This is a genomic window from Hahella chejuensis KCTC 2396 (assembly GCF_000012985.1).
GTDB lineage: Bacteria > Pseudomonadota > Gammaproteobacteria > Pseudomonadales > Oleiphilaceae > Hahella > Hahella chejuensis.
Genome location: NC_007645.1, coordinates 5,745,275 through 5,759,664, shown reverse-complemented (window position 1 = coordinate 5,759,664; position 14,390 = coordinate 5,745,275). Strand labels below are relative to the sequence as shown.

Genomic DNA, 14,390 nt, shown 5'->3' with positions numbered 1-14,390 from the left:
GAACACGCACAAACCAGAAGTATTAAGAAATACTACCGTCAACATGGTTTGTTCCACGCTTGCCGCCCCACCACCAAATTCAAAAGGCCAACCTTCTCGGGTTGGCCTTTTTTATTGCCTGCTACTGCGTACTGTCGCGGGTTTCTGCGGGTTCTCGCGGACTTGGCGAGTCACCCCAGAACCGGGTATTTGCCCCTGTTTCGCTCTCTCCTGGCCATTTCTCTCTCTTCCCTCACTCTCCGCTAACCTTGAAGTCCGCGACTTTCCAAAACCACTTTTCCTTTGTAAACAGCTAGTTACATGGCGGACTAATCGAGCGGTTTGATAGCTGATTCGGTGGAGAAAATGCACAAGATAGAGGAGATTAACTCTGAAGCTTACAGTACAAGAGAGAAATATGGCTTCTTTGCAAGGTTTGTTGTTGGAACTGTTTTTACTGCCGAAGTCCGCTCGAGGCTGAAAATGCCGGTATTGACCATGTGTTGGTTAAACCTATCGGCGGCGGATAACCTGAATCTGACCACCGCCGCCGATCTTAACCAAGCGGTCGCGCGGGACAGAAAGGCGTCGATCCAAGGCGACGACAGCGTAATGATGGGCGGCTCGCGCTCCGCGATGATCAGCGGCAGCGACACTCAGACCAGCGCCAACAAAACCATAAACTTTCAGGGAAGCCATACCGACACCGCCAACATAGCCAACGCAGCCAGGAAGATTCAAGCGCAAGTCATCGAACTGAAAGCAAGCGCCGCTGTGACCATCCAAGCACCGATTATCGCCATGAGTGGGGGGGGGATGTGTTGCAGGTGATTGCGGATCTAATTGGAGTGGTTCAGGAGTTGGCGAGTACGATGGCAAGCGATACACATGGCGGAGGAGGAAACGGGACACCATCAAGCAATGGGAGCCATAGCAGCCAGGCGAGCCGCGCGGGCGCTTTGAAAAGTCAGATCACAGGGGTAATGCCATAAGGCTCCACTATTTCCTACTCATCTAAAGCAGATATTGGTGGAAGTGCTATATTTGCTTTTACCCTTTGTGTAAAAAGGCATTTTTGTAGGCTGAAGCGGATTGAACTTTTCAGATACCAGATTGTAACTTCCTTTTCTTTCTATCTCGATCTAAGGATGTGTTACGTTCAATCTATTAGGATAGGATATGAAGACAGTAAATGAGTGCGTTCAGTGGCTTGTTATTTTAATCATACTATATGTCCTACTCTTCAAAATAGACTTTGACTTCTTGAAATCCGCCCCCAAAAGAGTTCCGCAGACAGAAGAGCGGCTATCTCAACAAGAAGAGAGACTGAATTCACTTAAAAATAAAATGGAAGAAATTCAAACTCAAGTTGATCAAATCAATCAGAAAATATCGACTATTGAAAAAAAATCTGACACAACTGAGAAAAATGAAAATTTAGAGAAAATAAGGATAGATCTATCTTCGCTAAAATATCAGATGGACCTCTTAAGTGACAAGATTCAACAGCAAGTTAAAAGTGAAAAAAATATTGAAACGACTTCTTTAAATAAAGTTGAAAATGGGGTGGAGATTGGTGCAGTTGCGCAGTGGACTAAAAACAATATATTTATTGTTGGAATTTCATTGTCATTGTTGCTTTTTGCACTAATACATTCAATAGTTAAACGCAAGAGGAGGCAGCTTGCAGATGTAGCTCCGCTGAATTTCGTAAAGAGCCATTCTAATAAAGACCGTGAGTGTGCTTAAACGAGATTCTGGCGATTAAATATTATATAAATGGAAAACTAGGATGAAGTAAGGCTGCAAAATGACAAAGTTACCCATTGAAGACTATGATAGTCTAGATACAGGAGATGACATGCAGCTTCGTATCCGATACCAGCATGGTTATGGGTTACTGTTATTCTGTGCAGCAACAGTGGGAAAAATAGAATGGATACCCTTGATAAAAGTTTCGCCACGCTGGTACCTCCTTTAAGTAGATGACTACTAGGAATAACCCATGTCTTCTGATCAACCCAAAAACCTCTATCGTTACCGTCAGTTTAGTGCAACGACAATTGAGTCGCTGTGTCACGACAATTTGTACTTCTCAAGTCCAGCGAACTTTAATGACCCTTTAGATTGTCAACCATCTGTAATTTCTGACAATGACAACAAGACGCTACGTAAGCTCCTGTCAGAGTTAATAAAGCGGAGAGTTACTTCCCAATCGATCGCCTCTTTAACGAAAGCAAGTATTGGTGGAGATAGAGCCCGAAATCATGCAGAAAAACTGGGCGCACAAGCGGCCGAATTTGAGCTTTCAAGTATTGCCTATCATTCCACGAATCCAGAATATGAGTGTGGCAAAGAAGAGGCTGAAAATTGGCTTTTGACCAGTGAAATCGAGAGCGAGCTTTTGAAGCAGTACGATCGTGGAGTCTGCTGCTTTTCGTCCACGGTTAATAACCCCCTTCTTTGGAGCCACTACGGAGATCAGCATCATGGACTTTGCATTGGTTATACGCTTAATCGAACTCCCATACCGACTGTACACAAAGTTGAATACGGTGGTAACCGGGAGGTAAAGACTAGTTTGATAACTAAAGCGTTTCTTGAGAAGGATCAAAAATCTCAGGATAAGCTTGATCGTGATGTGTTGCTCCGAAAGGCATCCCCATGGAAATATGAGCGCGAATGGCGATTGATAGGTGATAGAGGGCTTCAGGACTCACCTCTAGCACTTGTGGACGTTACTTTTGGGCTTCGCTGTCCAGTGGCAATTAAGCACTCCGTAATTAAAGCCCTTGAATCGAGGAGTGGTGCGGTAAAGTTCTATGAAATATATCGTAGGCGGGGAAGTTTCAATCTATTACGGAGGCCAGTGGATACTGGTGAAATGCAAGCATTTCTACCATACACTGCAATGTCGGGTATTGAGATGTTTGGGGAGCTAGTTACTGATTTGTCAGGGTGACTGGATACCCATAGTGGAGAAGAACCAAAATCTTTGCGGTGATACCGCCGCTAAAGCAGCGACAATGAATATTCGAAAAATGCCTATTTTGAAATTGTGTTGACACTTTTGGGCTAAGTAACTATCTCATAACCCCCACTTGAATTTTTTAACCTTTGCCGGTTCACTGAGGCGCCACTTCTCTGATAAGGAAACGTCATGTCACAAAAGGACTCAAGCGCCCCGTCCAGTAAATCGAAACCCCTGGACACTCTATGGGAAGTACCGGACGAGCTATGGCTACGAATCGAACCCATTTTAAAAGAAGACTGGCAACCCAGCGCCAAGGGTGGCCGCCCCATCGGCAACTGGAGGGGCTATTTGAACGGGATTATTTTTCGGATGCGTTCAGGCTGTCAGTGGAACCAGTTGCCCCGCCGATTTGGGGATGACGCCACGGTCCATCGCTGGTTTCAGCGCTGGAGTAAAAACGGCGTGATGGAGAAGATCTGGGCGAGTCTATTGCGAGACTGCCAGGAACTGGAAGGGGTGGACTGGGAATGGCAAAGTGCGGACGGCTGGCTGGGGAAAGCCCGCTTTGGGGGGGGAGAATGTGGGGCCGAACCCGACAGACCGAGGCAAGAAGGGAACCAAGAAAAGCCTGCTGGTGGAAGCCGAGGGAGGCCCCTTGGGACTCGTCATCGCCGGAGCCAATGTCAACGACCATAAGCTGCTGGAAGCGACGCTGGAGTCGATTGTGGTAGAGCGTCCGGCTCCAACGGTGGAGGCGCGGCAGCATTTATGCCTGGATAAGGGGTATGACAATGTGGCGAGCGAAGACGTGGCAGCCCGGCATGACTACATACCGCATATCTGCCGAATTGGCGAGGAGGCGCAGCCAGCGGACCGTCATCCAAGTGGAAAGCCCCGGCGTTGGGTAGTGGAGCGCACGTTTGGTTGGCTGTCTAAGTGCCGTGCGTTACTGATTCGCTATGACAAAAAGGACAGCAACTATCTGGGATTGCTGCAATTGGCATGTGGTCTGTTATGGTTTCGGCGGATGTGGCGGCTACAGGGGCGTCAATGAGGTTATGAGATAGTTACTAAGCGTAAAAAACAAGAAGTTACGAGAAATCGAACTTCCTGTTTTTTTTGGAATTTAAGTGGTGTCCTAGGGGCGGAATTGAACCGGCACAGTATCAAATACTGAGGGACTTTAGGTCCCTATACCCTTGCTTCCAAGGCTATTTGCGAAAAATTTTGTGCAGGGAAAGCCCTAAAACAGAGAGGCCCTCGCGCTGGAAGGGCTGAAGTTCATTTATTGAAAATTTTTGAGGAGTTATGAATTGTAAGTGAGAGAAAAAAGTCGCCGCTCGTGGGGGCTACTTCCGATGTGTCTATGCCCTAATCTCTAGTCGGCTCGTTTCAATCCTCTCCCTCACTTGGAGGGTGCCTATAGCTCGCTGTTTTTAAAAATCTTAATTACGCTTTGTCATGGAGATGGTATCGGTGCAGCAAGCCAAAGTGCTCTTCCGCTTTTTCTTACCGAATGGCTCAGTCTTCCGATGATGAAGCCCTGAAAAGTACTTCTACTCAATGACTTGGGGTTATAGCCCGTTGTGATAACGAGCCCCCCAAGAAAGTGTATATGCGCACGCACGGTTTCTTGTAAGTGAGGTAGCTTGCCTTTCCGGGATGTTTACACTGGAATCATTGATCTGAAGGAACTATCTTCAAAGTGTTGGAATGGAGAATCGCGCATGTGTGATATATAAATGTTAAAGGCACCCAATGGACGTGCTAATTGAAATAGTAATTGGAGCCTTCGCTGGAGTTTTTTTCTCTGTTGGCTGGATGATCTTGCCTTGGATGCCAATGATCATAATCGATGAGCTCCGGAAGAATTATCGCGATGGGGATTGGCTGAGTATGATTTTCAATATCCCCAATGTAATTCTCGCTACGCTGCCTTTCTGGCTCGTCTACGGGGTATACGATTATCGAGGCTTTGCTTGTGCCACTGCTTTCGCAATAGGCCTATTCTGGTTCCAGCTACGGTTTTTGTGGGCTTGGGCGACATACAGAGATGAGAGTTAGTCTGCTTTAACAAATTGTTGTAGTATGTTTAGGGCCTTCGGCCCCACACCGGACGCCCATTTCGCTTCGCTACATTTTCGCCGCTAAACAAAGGTGTTAGAAACAAAAAAGGAGTGACTATGAGTGATAATCAGGAACAGCACGTTGATAAGAAAGAATGCTATAAATGGTATGGCGTAGGAGCATTTACTGGCATTTTTGCTTGGTTATTTGGTACATCATCAATACCAACGCTAATTCTGAAATATGTTTCAGGTGTCGGTTATCTATTGGTATTTTCAATTCTAATTGCGGCAGTTCTTTTAGGTATATCCCACTACAAAAAACAACCTCTCAATATCCTAACTAAATATATTTCGGTTAGGTCAATAAAAGGCTCAGCTAAAGTCGTAAGTTTCTTATCCGGTAGTTGTACAGTGTCAGCTGTATGCTGGTTTGTAACTGGCAGTTCAAACGCGTCAGGGTTCACTCTTTTTGGCTTAATTTTTATCTTTGCATTCTCATATTTTTATTGGGCAATAAGCTCTTTAATTGAGGTTCCAGTTGAGTAACGAGGGACGGCTGTTTCTAACAAGTGTATCTTGCCGGAGTTGGGCAAACTGTCACCTTTTTCGGGCTGCGCTTCAAAAAAGCCGCCAACTTCACCAAGCTGGTTTTTGAGGCGTTAGCGAGAGGGGATATAGGAATTATGGCTAAGCTAGTAAAGCTCTCAAATACCTCGTGGGAACAACCATTCCGAGACCGAAAAAAAGAAGTTCACTTGTGGACCTCTCAAAGTGAGGTCGCAGAGTATTGCAAACTGAAAGACGGAACGAAACGGTTACTCCAAATTACCTTTGAGCCACGTTTCGGCATTGATCTGATAGATTATTTTCAGATTACTAGTGGACGTGAGGTCAGATTTCCCCAGGAATTACAGGATATCATTAGGCCTATAGTTTTGAACAACCCGAACTCCTACTTCGTTGTTCGTGTCCTTAATGTGGAAGAGAATGAAGGTTCACCACCCCTTAACGAACTAAATACGGACGGTTCGGCGACCATCAAGACCCGAGTAGGCCAACAGAGATTCCGCAGTGCGCTTATGGAGTATTGGGGAGGTTGCGCGCTGAGTGGCCTCCAGCTTCCCGAAATACTAAAGGCATCTCACATCAAGCCGTGGAGGGAGTCTGACCATACAGAACGGCTCGACCCTTTCAATGGGATTTTGCTCTCTCCCACCTACGATGCTCTTTTCGATAGAGGATATATCTCCTTCGATGATAGCGGTCGAATAATACTCTCGGAGTCGGCGAAGCGGCTCTCTGCAGATCTTGGCCTTTCCAAAAGCATGAAATTGAGAAAATTAGACGACCGACATAGGAAATACTTACGTGTCCACCGTAGCTTCTTCGACCCGAATCGCTAACAAATGCGTAACGGGCCGGTTTTCCGCTGGCGCTCCAAACAGGCCCGTTACGCTGGCGTTAATCTCTCAAGGGCAGATTCAGCAATTCTCCCTATCCAGCCATATTGGCTTCAGTTCCGAAATCTGACTAGATGACCACTTTGGTGACCTGCATGGACGTTATGTGGATAGTATTACCCGGGTTTTATAGGCGAGGCTTCTTACTGCATGTCCATCTGCACCTTCTTCGACAGGTCCTATTGCTAACCAGAGTTTTTTCCGAATGGGAAGTTGTAAATGATGCTCTGGGTCATTTTCGATAGAAAGCTTTGCGTGTTCCAGTAATTGTTTCATCTACTCGATCTCTGTTGCGGGTCATCTTGAACAGAACCCACAATAGCATAACAATATTCGAAGTTAGGGTACTGGACTTTGATGGATTATAGAGTTCTTGTCATATCCATAAATTAACTGCATTTTAAATCATGCGATTATTAATCTATTAGAAATAGGGTCGCGGCGAATCATGATAGTAACCACTTTTGAATCAGGTGTATCGACTGGGGCGCTCAGTTGTGCGCGAATATATCCTGAATATTGATAGGAGGCTGTCGATACCTTGGGAAAAGCGTAATTATGACGTATGCGACTTGGGCCAACTGGGACCACTTTGAATTCTCCCCAAAGTTTACTCATCTCGGATAGAGTAACATCTAGCTTAGGAGACAAGTGGAGTTCTAAATATTCTACCCTTGAGGGATTTTTCTCTGTGCGGAATGATATGCTACCAGAGTCAAAATTGATGTTGGCGGGTTTAAAGTTAGTGCTGCCTAAAGATATGAAGTCCTCTCTCATTTCTGTGGATATTAGCGCTAAAAACTCATGGGAGCTGTATTTTCCCATAAGATATTGGTCTACAATTTCCTCTATTTCTCTTAATATGCACATATTGAGCTACCCTGATAGTATATTTAGATGATAAGCAGGTGAGTCAATTACCAAAGTTTGCGTACTTTTGCGCCTGTAGCCCATGCGTCAGCTTCTTCTGGAAAGTTTTGATATCGTTTACGATAACTCATCCTGGCTTTAGGTCAATGTCATCAACTTAAGACCAAGAATATAGTTCAAAGCGGTTGAAGGCAGCGGCAAGATGCGCTTCTGCTTACAATCTCGGGCGACCATGGTTCCTGATGATCTGTATAATAAGTGTGTTTCTCAGCCAGTTCCCCTTGGAGCTGGACTAAAGGGCATTTGAAGGCTTGGCTGCATGATTTCAAGCACTGAATATTTCTTCAGCTAGTTCAACTATTTTTTCTTTTATATCGAATATTTCTTCTTGCTCTTTTTCTGCGTAAACCGCTGAAGGTTGCCACCCATTCCACGTGAAGCCTGCCACCCGGACCGGAGCAAGGCTGCCACCCATCGGAGCGTAGCGACGCGGGGTTTCTCTTCTTACTCCAAAGTCTCGGCGCCCGTCAACTTTGCCTGCTGTTTCCGCATGGACTCGCCCCTGAGATTGATCTTGTAGGCGTTGTGAACCAGACGATCCAGAATGGCATCTGCGAGGGTCGCGTCACCGATCAGTCCGTGCCATTCCTCAATGGGTAATTGGCTAGTGGCGATGGTGGAGCGCCCTCCGTGCCGGTCTTCCAGAACCTCCAGCAAGTCTCTTCGGTTCTCCGCGCTCAGCTTCATCAGCCCCCAGTCATCCAGGATCAGCACGTCAACCTTGGCGAGGCTGGTCAGGAGTTTCGAGTATTGGCCGTCGCCTTTGGCAATGATCAGCTCCCGCAACAGTCGGGTCAGGCGCACATACTGTGCGGTGTAGCCTTCCCGGCAGGCCTTATGCGCCAGGGCGCAGGCCAACCAGGTTTTGCCGACCCCGGTGGGGCCGGTGATGAGCACGTTCAGGCGCTCCTTTACCCACTGGCATCCAGCCAGTGACTGGACCAGTCCTTTATCCAGGCCTCGTGAGTTCCGGTAATCCAGGTCTTCGAGGATGGCGGCGTGTCGCAGCTTGGCCCGGCGCAACCGGCTGCTCATGCGCTGGTTGTCCCGCTCGGTCATTTCCCGGTCGACCAGCAATCCAAGGCGCTCCTCGAAGCTCAGGTCGCTGATGTCGGGGGTGGCCGACTGATCCTCCAGGGCGGCGGCCATGCCGGTTAACTTGAGAGCGTGGAGTTTATCCAGTGTGGGATGTTTCAGCATGTCAGGTTCCTTTAGTGGTAGTAGGCGGGACCGCGGATGTTGTCGTGGGTGTCGGGCAGGGCCAGCTCCTGCTGCTCTTCCAGAGGTTGCTGATCCAGGCGATGCTTGAGGATGGACTCAATGCTCTTGTAGCGGTAGCTACCCAGCGTGAGCGCCCGTTGGCAGGCGGCTTCGAGCCGTGTCTCCCCATAGCTCCGCCCCAACCGGAGAATGCCCAGGCAGGAGCGGTAAGCCTGCTGTGGGTGTTTGCGGGCGCCCAATGCGGTGCGGATAAGCTTCTCCGTCGCCAGCCCGGTCTTGGCCGCCCAGGCGATTAGCCGCTCCGCAGACCACTCACCGGCTTGGCGATGGGACTCTGGCATGTGAGCGGCGATGGTGCTATGCCGGCCCTTCTGATCCGAACGCCGATGGCTGGCGATCCGGTTGCCTCGGTAGAAGCATTTGATGGTGTTGTGGGTCATCCTGACCTCCACCTCTTTCTTGATCAGGGTGTAAGGCGCCGAGTAGTAATGCCCGTCGATGGCGATGTGGTAGTCGATGTGTACCCGGGCTTTCCTCCACTCAGCGTAGACATACGGCTCTGCGGGTAGCGGTTGTAGAACCGGTTTGTCCAGCTGTTTGAAGTGATCGAGCCGGCAGCCGGGCAACTTACGGAAGGGGCGGTTGTTGAGCGTCTCCAGTAGCTCACGAATGGTGGCGTTGAGTTGCCCCAGGGAGAAGTGCTGACGGTGGCGCAGGGCCGCCAGGATCCAACGCTCGACGATCAATACGCCGCCTTCCACCTTGGCCTTGTCGCGGGGCTTACGAACCCTTGTCGGGACAATGGCGACGCCATAATGGGCGGCCATGTCCTGATAGGTTGGGTTGAGATCCGGTTCGTAGCGGTGGGCCTTGCTGACACCGGAGCGAAGGTTGTCCGGAACCACCAGTTCCGGCGTCCCGCCCAAGAACTCGAAGGCCCGGATGTGGGAGCCAATCCAGTCTGGCAACGACTGGCTCCAGGTGGCTTCGGCATAGGTGTAATTGGATGCGCCCATCACCGCCACAAAAACCTGTGCTTCATGGATCTCACCGGTGGTGCGGTCAATAACGGGCACGGTGTGCCCGGCATAGTCCACAAACAGCTTCTCACCGGCCCGATGGTCCTGGCGCATCACCAAGTCCAGCTTGCCGCGCCAGATTCGGTAGTGCTCGCAGAACCAGCTGTATTGGTAGCCGTTCGGATTGGCTTCCCGGTACTCCTGCCAGAGCAGGAACAGGGTGACGTTCTTGCCCCGGAGTTCTTCGTGGATTCGCCGCCAGTCCGGAATACCCCGGGCCTGTGCTGGCAGGTCTGGCGGCGGCGGGAAGAGCAACTGCTCCAACTGGGCTCCACTCAGATTCTCTGGCAACGGCCAGCTAACATCCGCTTCGGCGGCCCGTCGGAGATACTCGCTTACGGTGGGGCGGCTGATGCCGCAGGCTTCTGCAACCTGCCGGTTGCTCAGCCCTCGCTCCCACTTGAGGCGAAGGACTTCTTTAATTTTACGCATGGATAACCTCTTCGCTGGCATCTGGCCCTCTCCGGATGAAAAGGGTCAAGAGTACCGTTAGTTATCCCGCGCCGGACGTTTTGATGGGTAATTCAGGCAGCGTGCCGGGGTGGCAGCTTTACCGTGGAATCAGTGGCAGCTTTGCCGTGGAATGGGTGGCAGGCTTCGTCTGGAATCAGTGGCAACCTTGGTCTGGAATACGCAGCCTTGCTCCCAACTCCCGTATTTTTGTAGTCAGGGAGTTAAGAGCAGGAGAAATCCCCACTATTTTTGCAGAGGACGATCTCATTCTAAAAAGCACAGCTAAGCGTCCATCCTGTTAGGCAGACTCTCTGTGTGTATGCTTTTTGACTATCAAATAGTGCCTGTAGGTATTAATAAAATTTCAAGTAGAGTACACAATCAATAGATTGACGGTAGTCAGAAAACACATTCCATCCTTCGAAATGGTCTTTGAAAAATTCCAAAGTTTCGTTTTTTAAATGGCATTCAGCGTATCTATTTGTTGATTCAAAAGCACTCTCTTTATCCCGAATGAATTGCAAATCCTGCTGATAAATTCCAATTATTCTGCCTTCATCATTTCTAACGACTAGATCAACGTGATGGTTTTCCTTTTTCCCTTTTTTGACAAAGCTGGCAAATTCCACCCTTTTTGAGGCGCTAGATTGTCCGGGATACGATAAAAAGCTATCTGCTTCCTTGCTTTTATACCCAGTCCCAGGCAATAGCGTCACTTCATCAACAACCACGCCTGAGCTACTTAGCTCAAAATGTAATGTTTCAGAGGTGGCATTTGTAAAACCAATATATGTCTTGGCGTGCCCTTCGCCTGCCATTGCTTGCATAGAAAGTGAGCACAAGAGACCAACACCTAATGTATTTATTAATTTTTTCACGAACACTGCCTTTGTTAGAAAGTTGCACAGAATTATTTGTTATAAATGCGGGCGGGAGTATAAGAGCTCCCATTGGCGAAAACAACTAGGGTTATCTCAATTAATTTATTGATTTCAATGAGGTTTTTTGTTGACAAAATCTCTCTATGGAGATAATTATCGAGACAACGAGGTCGCTTGTTGTAAGCGTATGAATTACCTATTTGCCAACATGACGCCGAAACAGGAACTCAATGCTATCCTGGCATGCAGTGGCGGCATGCCTTTCGGTGAGGATATATCCGCTGCCTATGGGAAAGAGTAGCGAATAAAACGACGGGCATTATCTGTACCCGTCGTCATAGTATTTTTACATTGCTGGCTCAGGCAGCTTCCGTGGCCGTTTCCCGAAAATACCCTGCGCCGCCATACTTACAACTTGATCCCCTCCCACCACAAAGTGATCGATAAGCGGAATTTCAACGAGCATAAGCGCCTGTAGCAAACGGTAGGTAATGAGCTGGTCGTTAACGCTAGGTTTGGGATCGCCGGAGGGATGGTTGTGGGCGACAATGACTTTAGCAGCGTTATGGCGTAATGCCGCTTTCACCACTTCGCGAGGATAAATATGGGCCTCGTCGATCGCGCCACGGAATAGCACTTCGTAGGCGATCAATCGGTTCTGAGTATCCAGGAAAAGTCCTACGAACGTTTCGCGCGGCTCTGGCGCCAGATGCATCATCAGATACTCTTTCACTTTACCCGGGTCATCCATGTGGCAGGAATGACGTTTAAACCGTTGCGCCAGGGCGCGTTTGGCGGCCTTTAAAACGATGTCCGAATCCAAGGGCGCGGATAGGGTAAATTCCCCGGTGCGCCTGTTCAAATGAAGCGTGGCCGTAGTAGACTCGACGTCAGCCATGATCAACTCCTTACAAGTTGGTTGTGGTTAGTCGGCGTTGGGTGTTCCCGCACTCAGCGCCGGCGATTAGAGGTAGCCTATGAACGCTCAATCGTAGGTGTATTGCAATATAATTAAGGTAATAGTGGTTTTTATATTTAATGGAAGTAGTTGTTTTCGAAGATGGAATGGAATATTCCGATTTGTGTGAAAAATATTGGGAGCTTGACGACTTAGGAAAATTTAAGTGGACAGTATCTGCCTTGGCCAAGGAGTACTCTGTTCCATACCACCATATACACAAAATAGTCAAAGCGAATTCAATCGCCTATTCAAGTCGCATAGGTTGTGACACCTGTCAGGAGCCATATGAGTATGATAGTCGTAATGACTACAACTCTGTTCCTTTAAATATCCATTGGATATGCGATGACTGCCGCGACATCATGAAGTCCATGGAGGAGAGAGCGAAAAGAGAAATGCTTCAAATTCTCTGGGATGACTCCGCCAAAAGAGCATATTCACTTGAAGACCTTAGCGTTCGTCATGCCGTATTCCTAATGGCTCTAATTCGCTATAGCGGAAGTGAGGATCTGCAATATCTGAATGCGTTCAGAGAAAATAAGACGGATGTTTTTTCACCTGATTTAGATTATAGCGGAGAAATTATAGTTGAGCTTGCTCGCAAAAACATTATCGCCGTTTCCCCTGAGACAAGCCTAGATTCCGTTAGGTACAATGAAGATGGTTCACTTTCCAGAAATTTTGGAATGGTAAGGTGGGCGCTTCCATTAAACCCTCAGGAAGGCGGACCCATAAGTTTTACTGAAAACCTGGAAAGAAAGCTGAACACGCAGGATTTCTTAACGGAGTCATGTAAAGAAGTTATCTCACTTTGTAAAGAGATATCCTTGAGGGAATGTATCGCGTATCTAAAGTTTACCTTGAATGAGCATCAACTCAGCTTCAGCCCTGGAGAAAAGACAAATCTGGTATTAAATAAAGCCCTGGAACATTTCTCTGTATCCCAAGTGTGCAGCTTTATTTGGAGAGCAAGCAAAGACGCAGTTGCTTTTTATGTGCGAAGCGGGACACAAAAACGGCATGCTGCGAACACTGTTGTGGGCAACATAGACAAGCAGATTGAAAGGGCTTTAGCGAACAGTTGGCAAGTTCCGTCATTTAAACGGCGCTATGAGATGCCTCAGTCGGAAGTGAGCAGGGTATTGTTTAATACTCTGCTGCGCACAGACGATGGTGGGTTTAATCAGTTGCTAAAAGATATTCTTCCCGAGCCTGCTTAAAATCCTGAAGAGATAACTTAGTTAATGCCAGTGGCAGACTTGCGATATGTGCCTGCCGCCCCTTCCGCCCTGTTGTTTCTCCTTGGAATAGAACACAATTCTCATCAGTTACTCTTCCCATAAAAGCACTGAATCAACCGCCATATAGAACAAGGTACGATCATTTGGCAACGCACCGTCCTGATTGGGGCACTGGGTGGAGAAAGAGAAGCACTGTTGCTGCATTTTGTCGGTAGTTATCGATCACTGCCGACACATTGCAACAGATGCATGCGCATGGCGGAGGGTTGAGACAAGAAACAACTTGTCAGGACACCGTCCGGACAACTAAAATGGAGTCATTCAAAGTCCGGAGGATCAGTGCATGAGCACCCCGAATGTTTCCAAGACCGAACGTATTGACGTCCGTGCAAGCACGCCGGTCAAGCAACTGCTACAGGAAGCTGCACGCGTCTGCCACAAGAACGTCAGCGAGTTCCTGCTTGATGCGGGCGTGACGGCCGCCACGCAGACGCTGGCGGATCGTCGCCAGTTCGTGCTGGGCGAGGCACAGTGGCAGGCTTTCCAGGAAGCGCTTGATCGTCCGGTGCAAAGCAAACCGCGTCTGAAGAAGCTGCTGCGTGAGCCCGGGGTGCTGGGTTGACCAGCGACGCCAGGGTGTCGCCCTACGAACCTGTTCGCAAACTTGCGGCAACGGATCAGGTCGATGCGTTCGACTGTGGCCAAGTCGCGCTGAACCAGTTCCTGCAGCGCTACGCGTTCGTCAACCAGAAGGCCAACAGCGCGCAGACCTACGTTTGCCGCCTGGGAGATCTGGTGGTCGGCTTCTACAGCCTCGCCGTCGGAAGCGTCGACCCGGAAGCTGCGCCGTCGAGGGTGATGAAGGGACTGGCGCGCCATCCGGTACCGGTCATGATCCTCGCCCGGCTCGCGGTGGATAAGGAACATCAGCGTCAGGGGCTAGGCCAGGCATTGCTCAAGGATGCGCTGCTGCGCACAGCACAGGCCGCCGACATCGCTGGCATCCGTTGCCTGCTGGTGCATGCCAAGGACGATGCGGCGCGGCGCTGGTACGAGTCCTGGGAATTTGAGCCCAGCCCGACCGATCCGTATCACCTGTTTCTAATGCTCAAGGATCTTAAGAGCTTGTTGGACTGAGGTGG

At 48.9% G+C, this 14,390-nt stretch carries 15 protein-coding genes; 9 read left to right on the top strand and 6 right to left on the bottom strand.

The window, feature by feature from the left end; all coding sequences use genetic code 11:
- Positions 1 to 345 precede the first annotated feature (345 nt).
- The 6 genes from HCH_RS25305 (at position 346) to HCH_RS25280 (ending at position 6,425) form a co-directional block, all read left to right on the top strand.
- The gene (locus HCH_RS25305) at positions 346 to 810 is read left to right on the top strand and encodes a hypothetical protein (RefSeq protein ID WP_238384929.1); all 465 of its coding nucleotides are present in this window, start codon (positions 346 to 348) and stop codon (positions 808 to 810) included.
- Positions 811 to 1,158: 348 nt separating this feature from the next.
- Positions 1,159 to 1,728, top strand: a complete 570-nt coding sequence (locus tag HCH_RS25300) for a hypothetical protein (RefSeq protein WP_011399358.1) — start codon at positions 1,159 to 1,161, stop codon at positions 1,726 to 1,728.
- Between the two features lie 256 nt (positions 1,729 to 1,984).
- Positions 1,985 to 2,941, top strand: coding sequence for a DUF2971 domain-containing protein (locus HCH_RS25295; protein ID WP_011399357.1), 957 nt, complete (start codon positions 1,985 to 1,987; stop codon positions 2,939 to 2,941).
- Between the two features lie 243 nt (positions 2,942 to 3,184).
- Positions 3,185 to 4,007, top strand: a protein-coding gene (locus HCH_RS33305) for an IS5-like element ISHch3 family transposase (protein ID WP_085944396.1) whose coding sequence is annotated in 2 segments (ribosomal slippage) — positions 3,185 to 3,510 and positions 3,509 to 4,007 — 825 coding nt in all. Because the reading frame shifts where the segments join, the coding sequence is not laid out codon by codon here.
- Positions 4,008 to 5,136: 1,129 nt separating this feature from the next.
- The gene (locus HCH_RS33985; protein WP_148212662.1) at positions 5,137 to 5,568 is read left to right on the top strand and encodes a hypothetical protein; all 432 of its coding nucleotides are present in this window, start codon (positions 5,137 to 5,139) and stop codon (positions 5,566 to 5,568) included.
- 137 nt (positions 5,569 to 5,705) lie between these two features.
- Entirely contained in the window at positions 5,706 to 6,425 is a 720-nt protein-coding gene (locus HCH_RS25280; protein WP_011399356.1) for an HNH endonuclease, read from the top strand.
- Positions 6,426 to 6,584: 159 nt separating this feature from the next.
- Here the strand turns inward: HCH_RS25280 and HCH_RS34320 are convergent, their stop codons facing one another.
- The 6 genes from HCH_RS34320 to radC all read right to left on the bottom strand — a co-directional run bounded on the left by HCH_RS34320 (position 6,585) and on the right by radC (position 11,944).
- Positions 6,585 to 6,758: a hypothetical protein gene (locus HCH_RS34320; RefSeq protein ID WP_158304993.1), complete on the bottom strand. Its 174-nt coding sequence runs from the start codon at positions 6,756 to 6,758 to the stop codon at positions 6,585 to 6,587.
- A 129-nt stretch (positions 6,759 to 6,887) separates the two neighbouring features.
- A complete protein-coding gene (locus HCH_RS33980) occupies positions 6,888 to 7,352 on the bottom strand; it encodes a hypothetical protein (RefSeq protein WP_148212661.1) in 465 nt (154 codons plus the stop codon).
- A gap of 504 nt (positions 7,353 to 7,856) precedes the next feature.
- Positions 7,857 to 8,612 (bottom strand): IS21-like element ISSpu5 family helper ATPase IstB, encoded by a 756-nt coding sequence (istB, locus tag HCH_RS25275; protein ID WP_011395129.1) that lies wholly within the window; start codon positions 8,610 to 8,612, stop codon positions 7,857 to 7,859.
- 11 nt (positions 8,613 to 8,623) lie between these two features.
- Complete coding sequence (istA, locus tag HCH_RS25270) at positions 8,624 to 10,165, bottom strand: IS21 family transposase (protein ID WP_011395130.1); 1,542 nt, start codon at positions 10,163 to 10,165, stop codon at positions 8,624 to 8,626.
- A 353-nt stretch (positions 10,166 to 10,518) separates the two neighbouring features.
- Positions 10,519 to 11,043 carry a hypothetical protein gene (locus HCH_RS25265; RefSeq protein ID WP_011399353.1) on the bottom strand — a complete coding sequence of 175 codons (525 nt, stop codon included), beginning with the start codon at positions 11,041 to 11,043 and terminating at the stop codon, positions 10,519 to 10,521.
- A 349-nt stretch (positions 11,044 to 11,392) separates the two neighbouring features.
- Positions 11,393 to 11,944 (bottom strand): RadC family protein, encoded by a 552-nt coding sequence (radC, locus tag HCH_RS25260; protein ID WP_011399351.1) that lies wholly within the window; start codon positions 11,942 to 11,944, stop codon positions 11,393 to 11,395.
- A 140-nt stretch (positions 11,945 to 12,084) separates the two neighbouring features.
- Here radC and HCH_RS25255 point away from each other — a divergent pair, with 140 nt between their 5' ends.
- The 3 genes from HCH_RS25255 to HCH_RS25245 all read left to right on the top strand — a co-directional run bounded on the left by HCH_RS25255 (position 12,085) and on the right by HCH_RS25245 (position 14,385).
- Positions 12,085 to 13,227 carry a hypothetical protein gene (locus HCH_RS25255; RefSeq protein ID WP_011399350.1) on the top strand — a complete coding sequence of 381 codons (1,143 nt, stop codon included), beginning with the start codon at positions 12,085 to 12,087 and terminating at the stop codon, positions 13,225 to 13,227.
- 364 nt (positions 13,228 to 13,591) lie between these two features.
- Complete coding sequence (locus HCH_RS25250; protein ID WP_011399348.1) at positions 13,592 to 13,870, top strand: DUF1778 domain-containing protein; 279 nt, start codon at positions 13,592 to 13,594, stop codon at positions 13,868 to 13,870.
- The gene (locus HCH_RS25245; RefSeq protein WP_011399347.1) at positions 13,867 to 14,385 is read left to right on the top strand and encodes a GNAT family N-acetyltransferase; all 519 of its coding nucleotides are present in this window, start codon (positions 13,867 to 13,869) and stop codon (positions 14,383 to 14,385) included. The genes HCH_RS25250 and HCH_RS25245 overlap by 4 nt, the downstream gene beginning before the upstream one ends.
- Positions 14,386 to 14,390 lie beyond the last annotated feature (5 nt).

What these genes read in the sequence shown, in the direction of transcription:
- HCH_RS25295 (WP_011399357.1), top strand. Translation starts at nt 1,985, where the DNA reads ATGTCTTCTGATCAACCCAAAAACCTCTATCGTTACCGTCAGTTTAGT.
- HCH_RS33985 (WP_148212662.1), top strand. Translation starts at nt 5,137, where the DNA reads ATGAGTGATAATCAGGAACAGCACGTTGATAAGAAAGAATGCTATAAA.
- radC (WP_011399351.1), bottom strand. Translation starts at nt 11,944, where the DNA reads ATGGCTGACGTCGAGTCTACTACGGCCACGCTTCATTTGAACAGGCGC.
- HCH_RS25305 (WP_238384929.1), top strand. Translation starts at nt 346, where the DNA reads ATGCACAAGATAGAGGAGATTAACTCTGAAGCTTACAGTACAAGAGAG.
- HCH_RS25255 (WP_011399350.1), top strand. Translation starts at nt 12,085, where the DNA reads ATGGAAGTAGTTGTTTTCGAAGATGGAATGGAATATTCCGATTTGTGT.
- HCH_RS25280 (WP_011399356.1), top strand. Translation starts at nt 5,706, where the DNA reads ATGGCTAAGCTAGTAAAGCTCTCAAATACCTCGTGGGAACAACCATTC.
- HCH_RS34320 (WP_158304993.1), bottom strand. Translation starts at nt 6,758, where the DNA reads ATGAAACAATTACTGGAACACGCAAAGCTTTCTATCGAAAATGACCCA.
- HCH_RS25250 (WP_011399348.1), top strand. Translation starts at nt 13,592, where the DNA reads ATGAGCACCCCGAATGTTTCCAAGACCGAACGTATTGACGTCCGTGCA.
- istB (WP_011395129.1), bottom strand. Translation starts at nt 8,612, where the DNA reads ATGCTGAAACATCCCACACTGGATAAACTCCACGCTCTCAAGTTAACC.
- HCH_RS25300 (WP_011399358.1), top strand. Translation starts at nt 1,159, where the DNA reads ATGAAGACAGTAAATGAGTGCGTTCAGTGGCTTGTTATTTTAATCATA.
- istA (WP_011395130.1), bottom strand. Translation starts at nt 10,165, where the DNA reads ATGCCAGCGAAGAGGTTATCCATGCGTAAAATTAAAGAAGTCCTTCGC.
- HCH_RS33980 (WP_148212661.1), bottom strand. Translation starts at nt 7,352, where the DNA reads ATGTGCATATTAAGAGAAATAGAGGAAATTGTAGACCAATATCTTATG.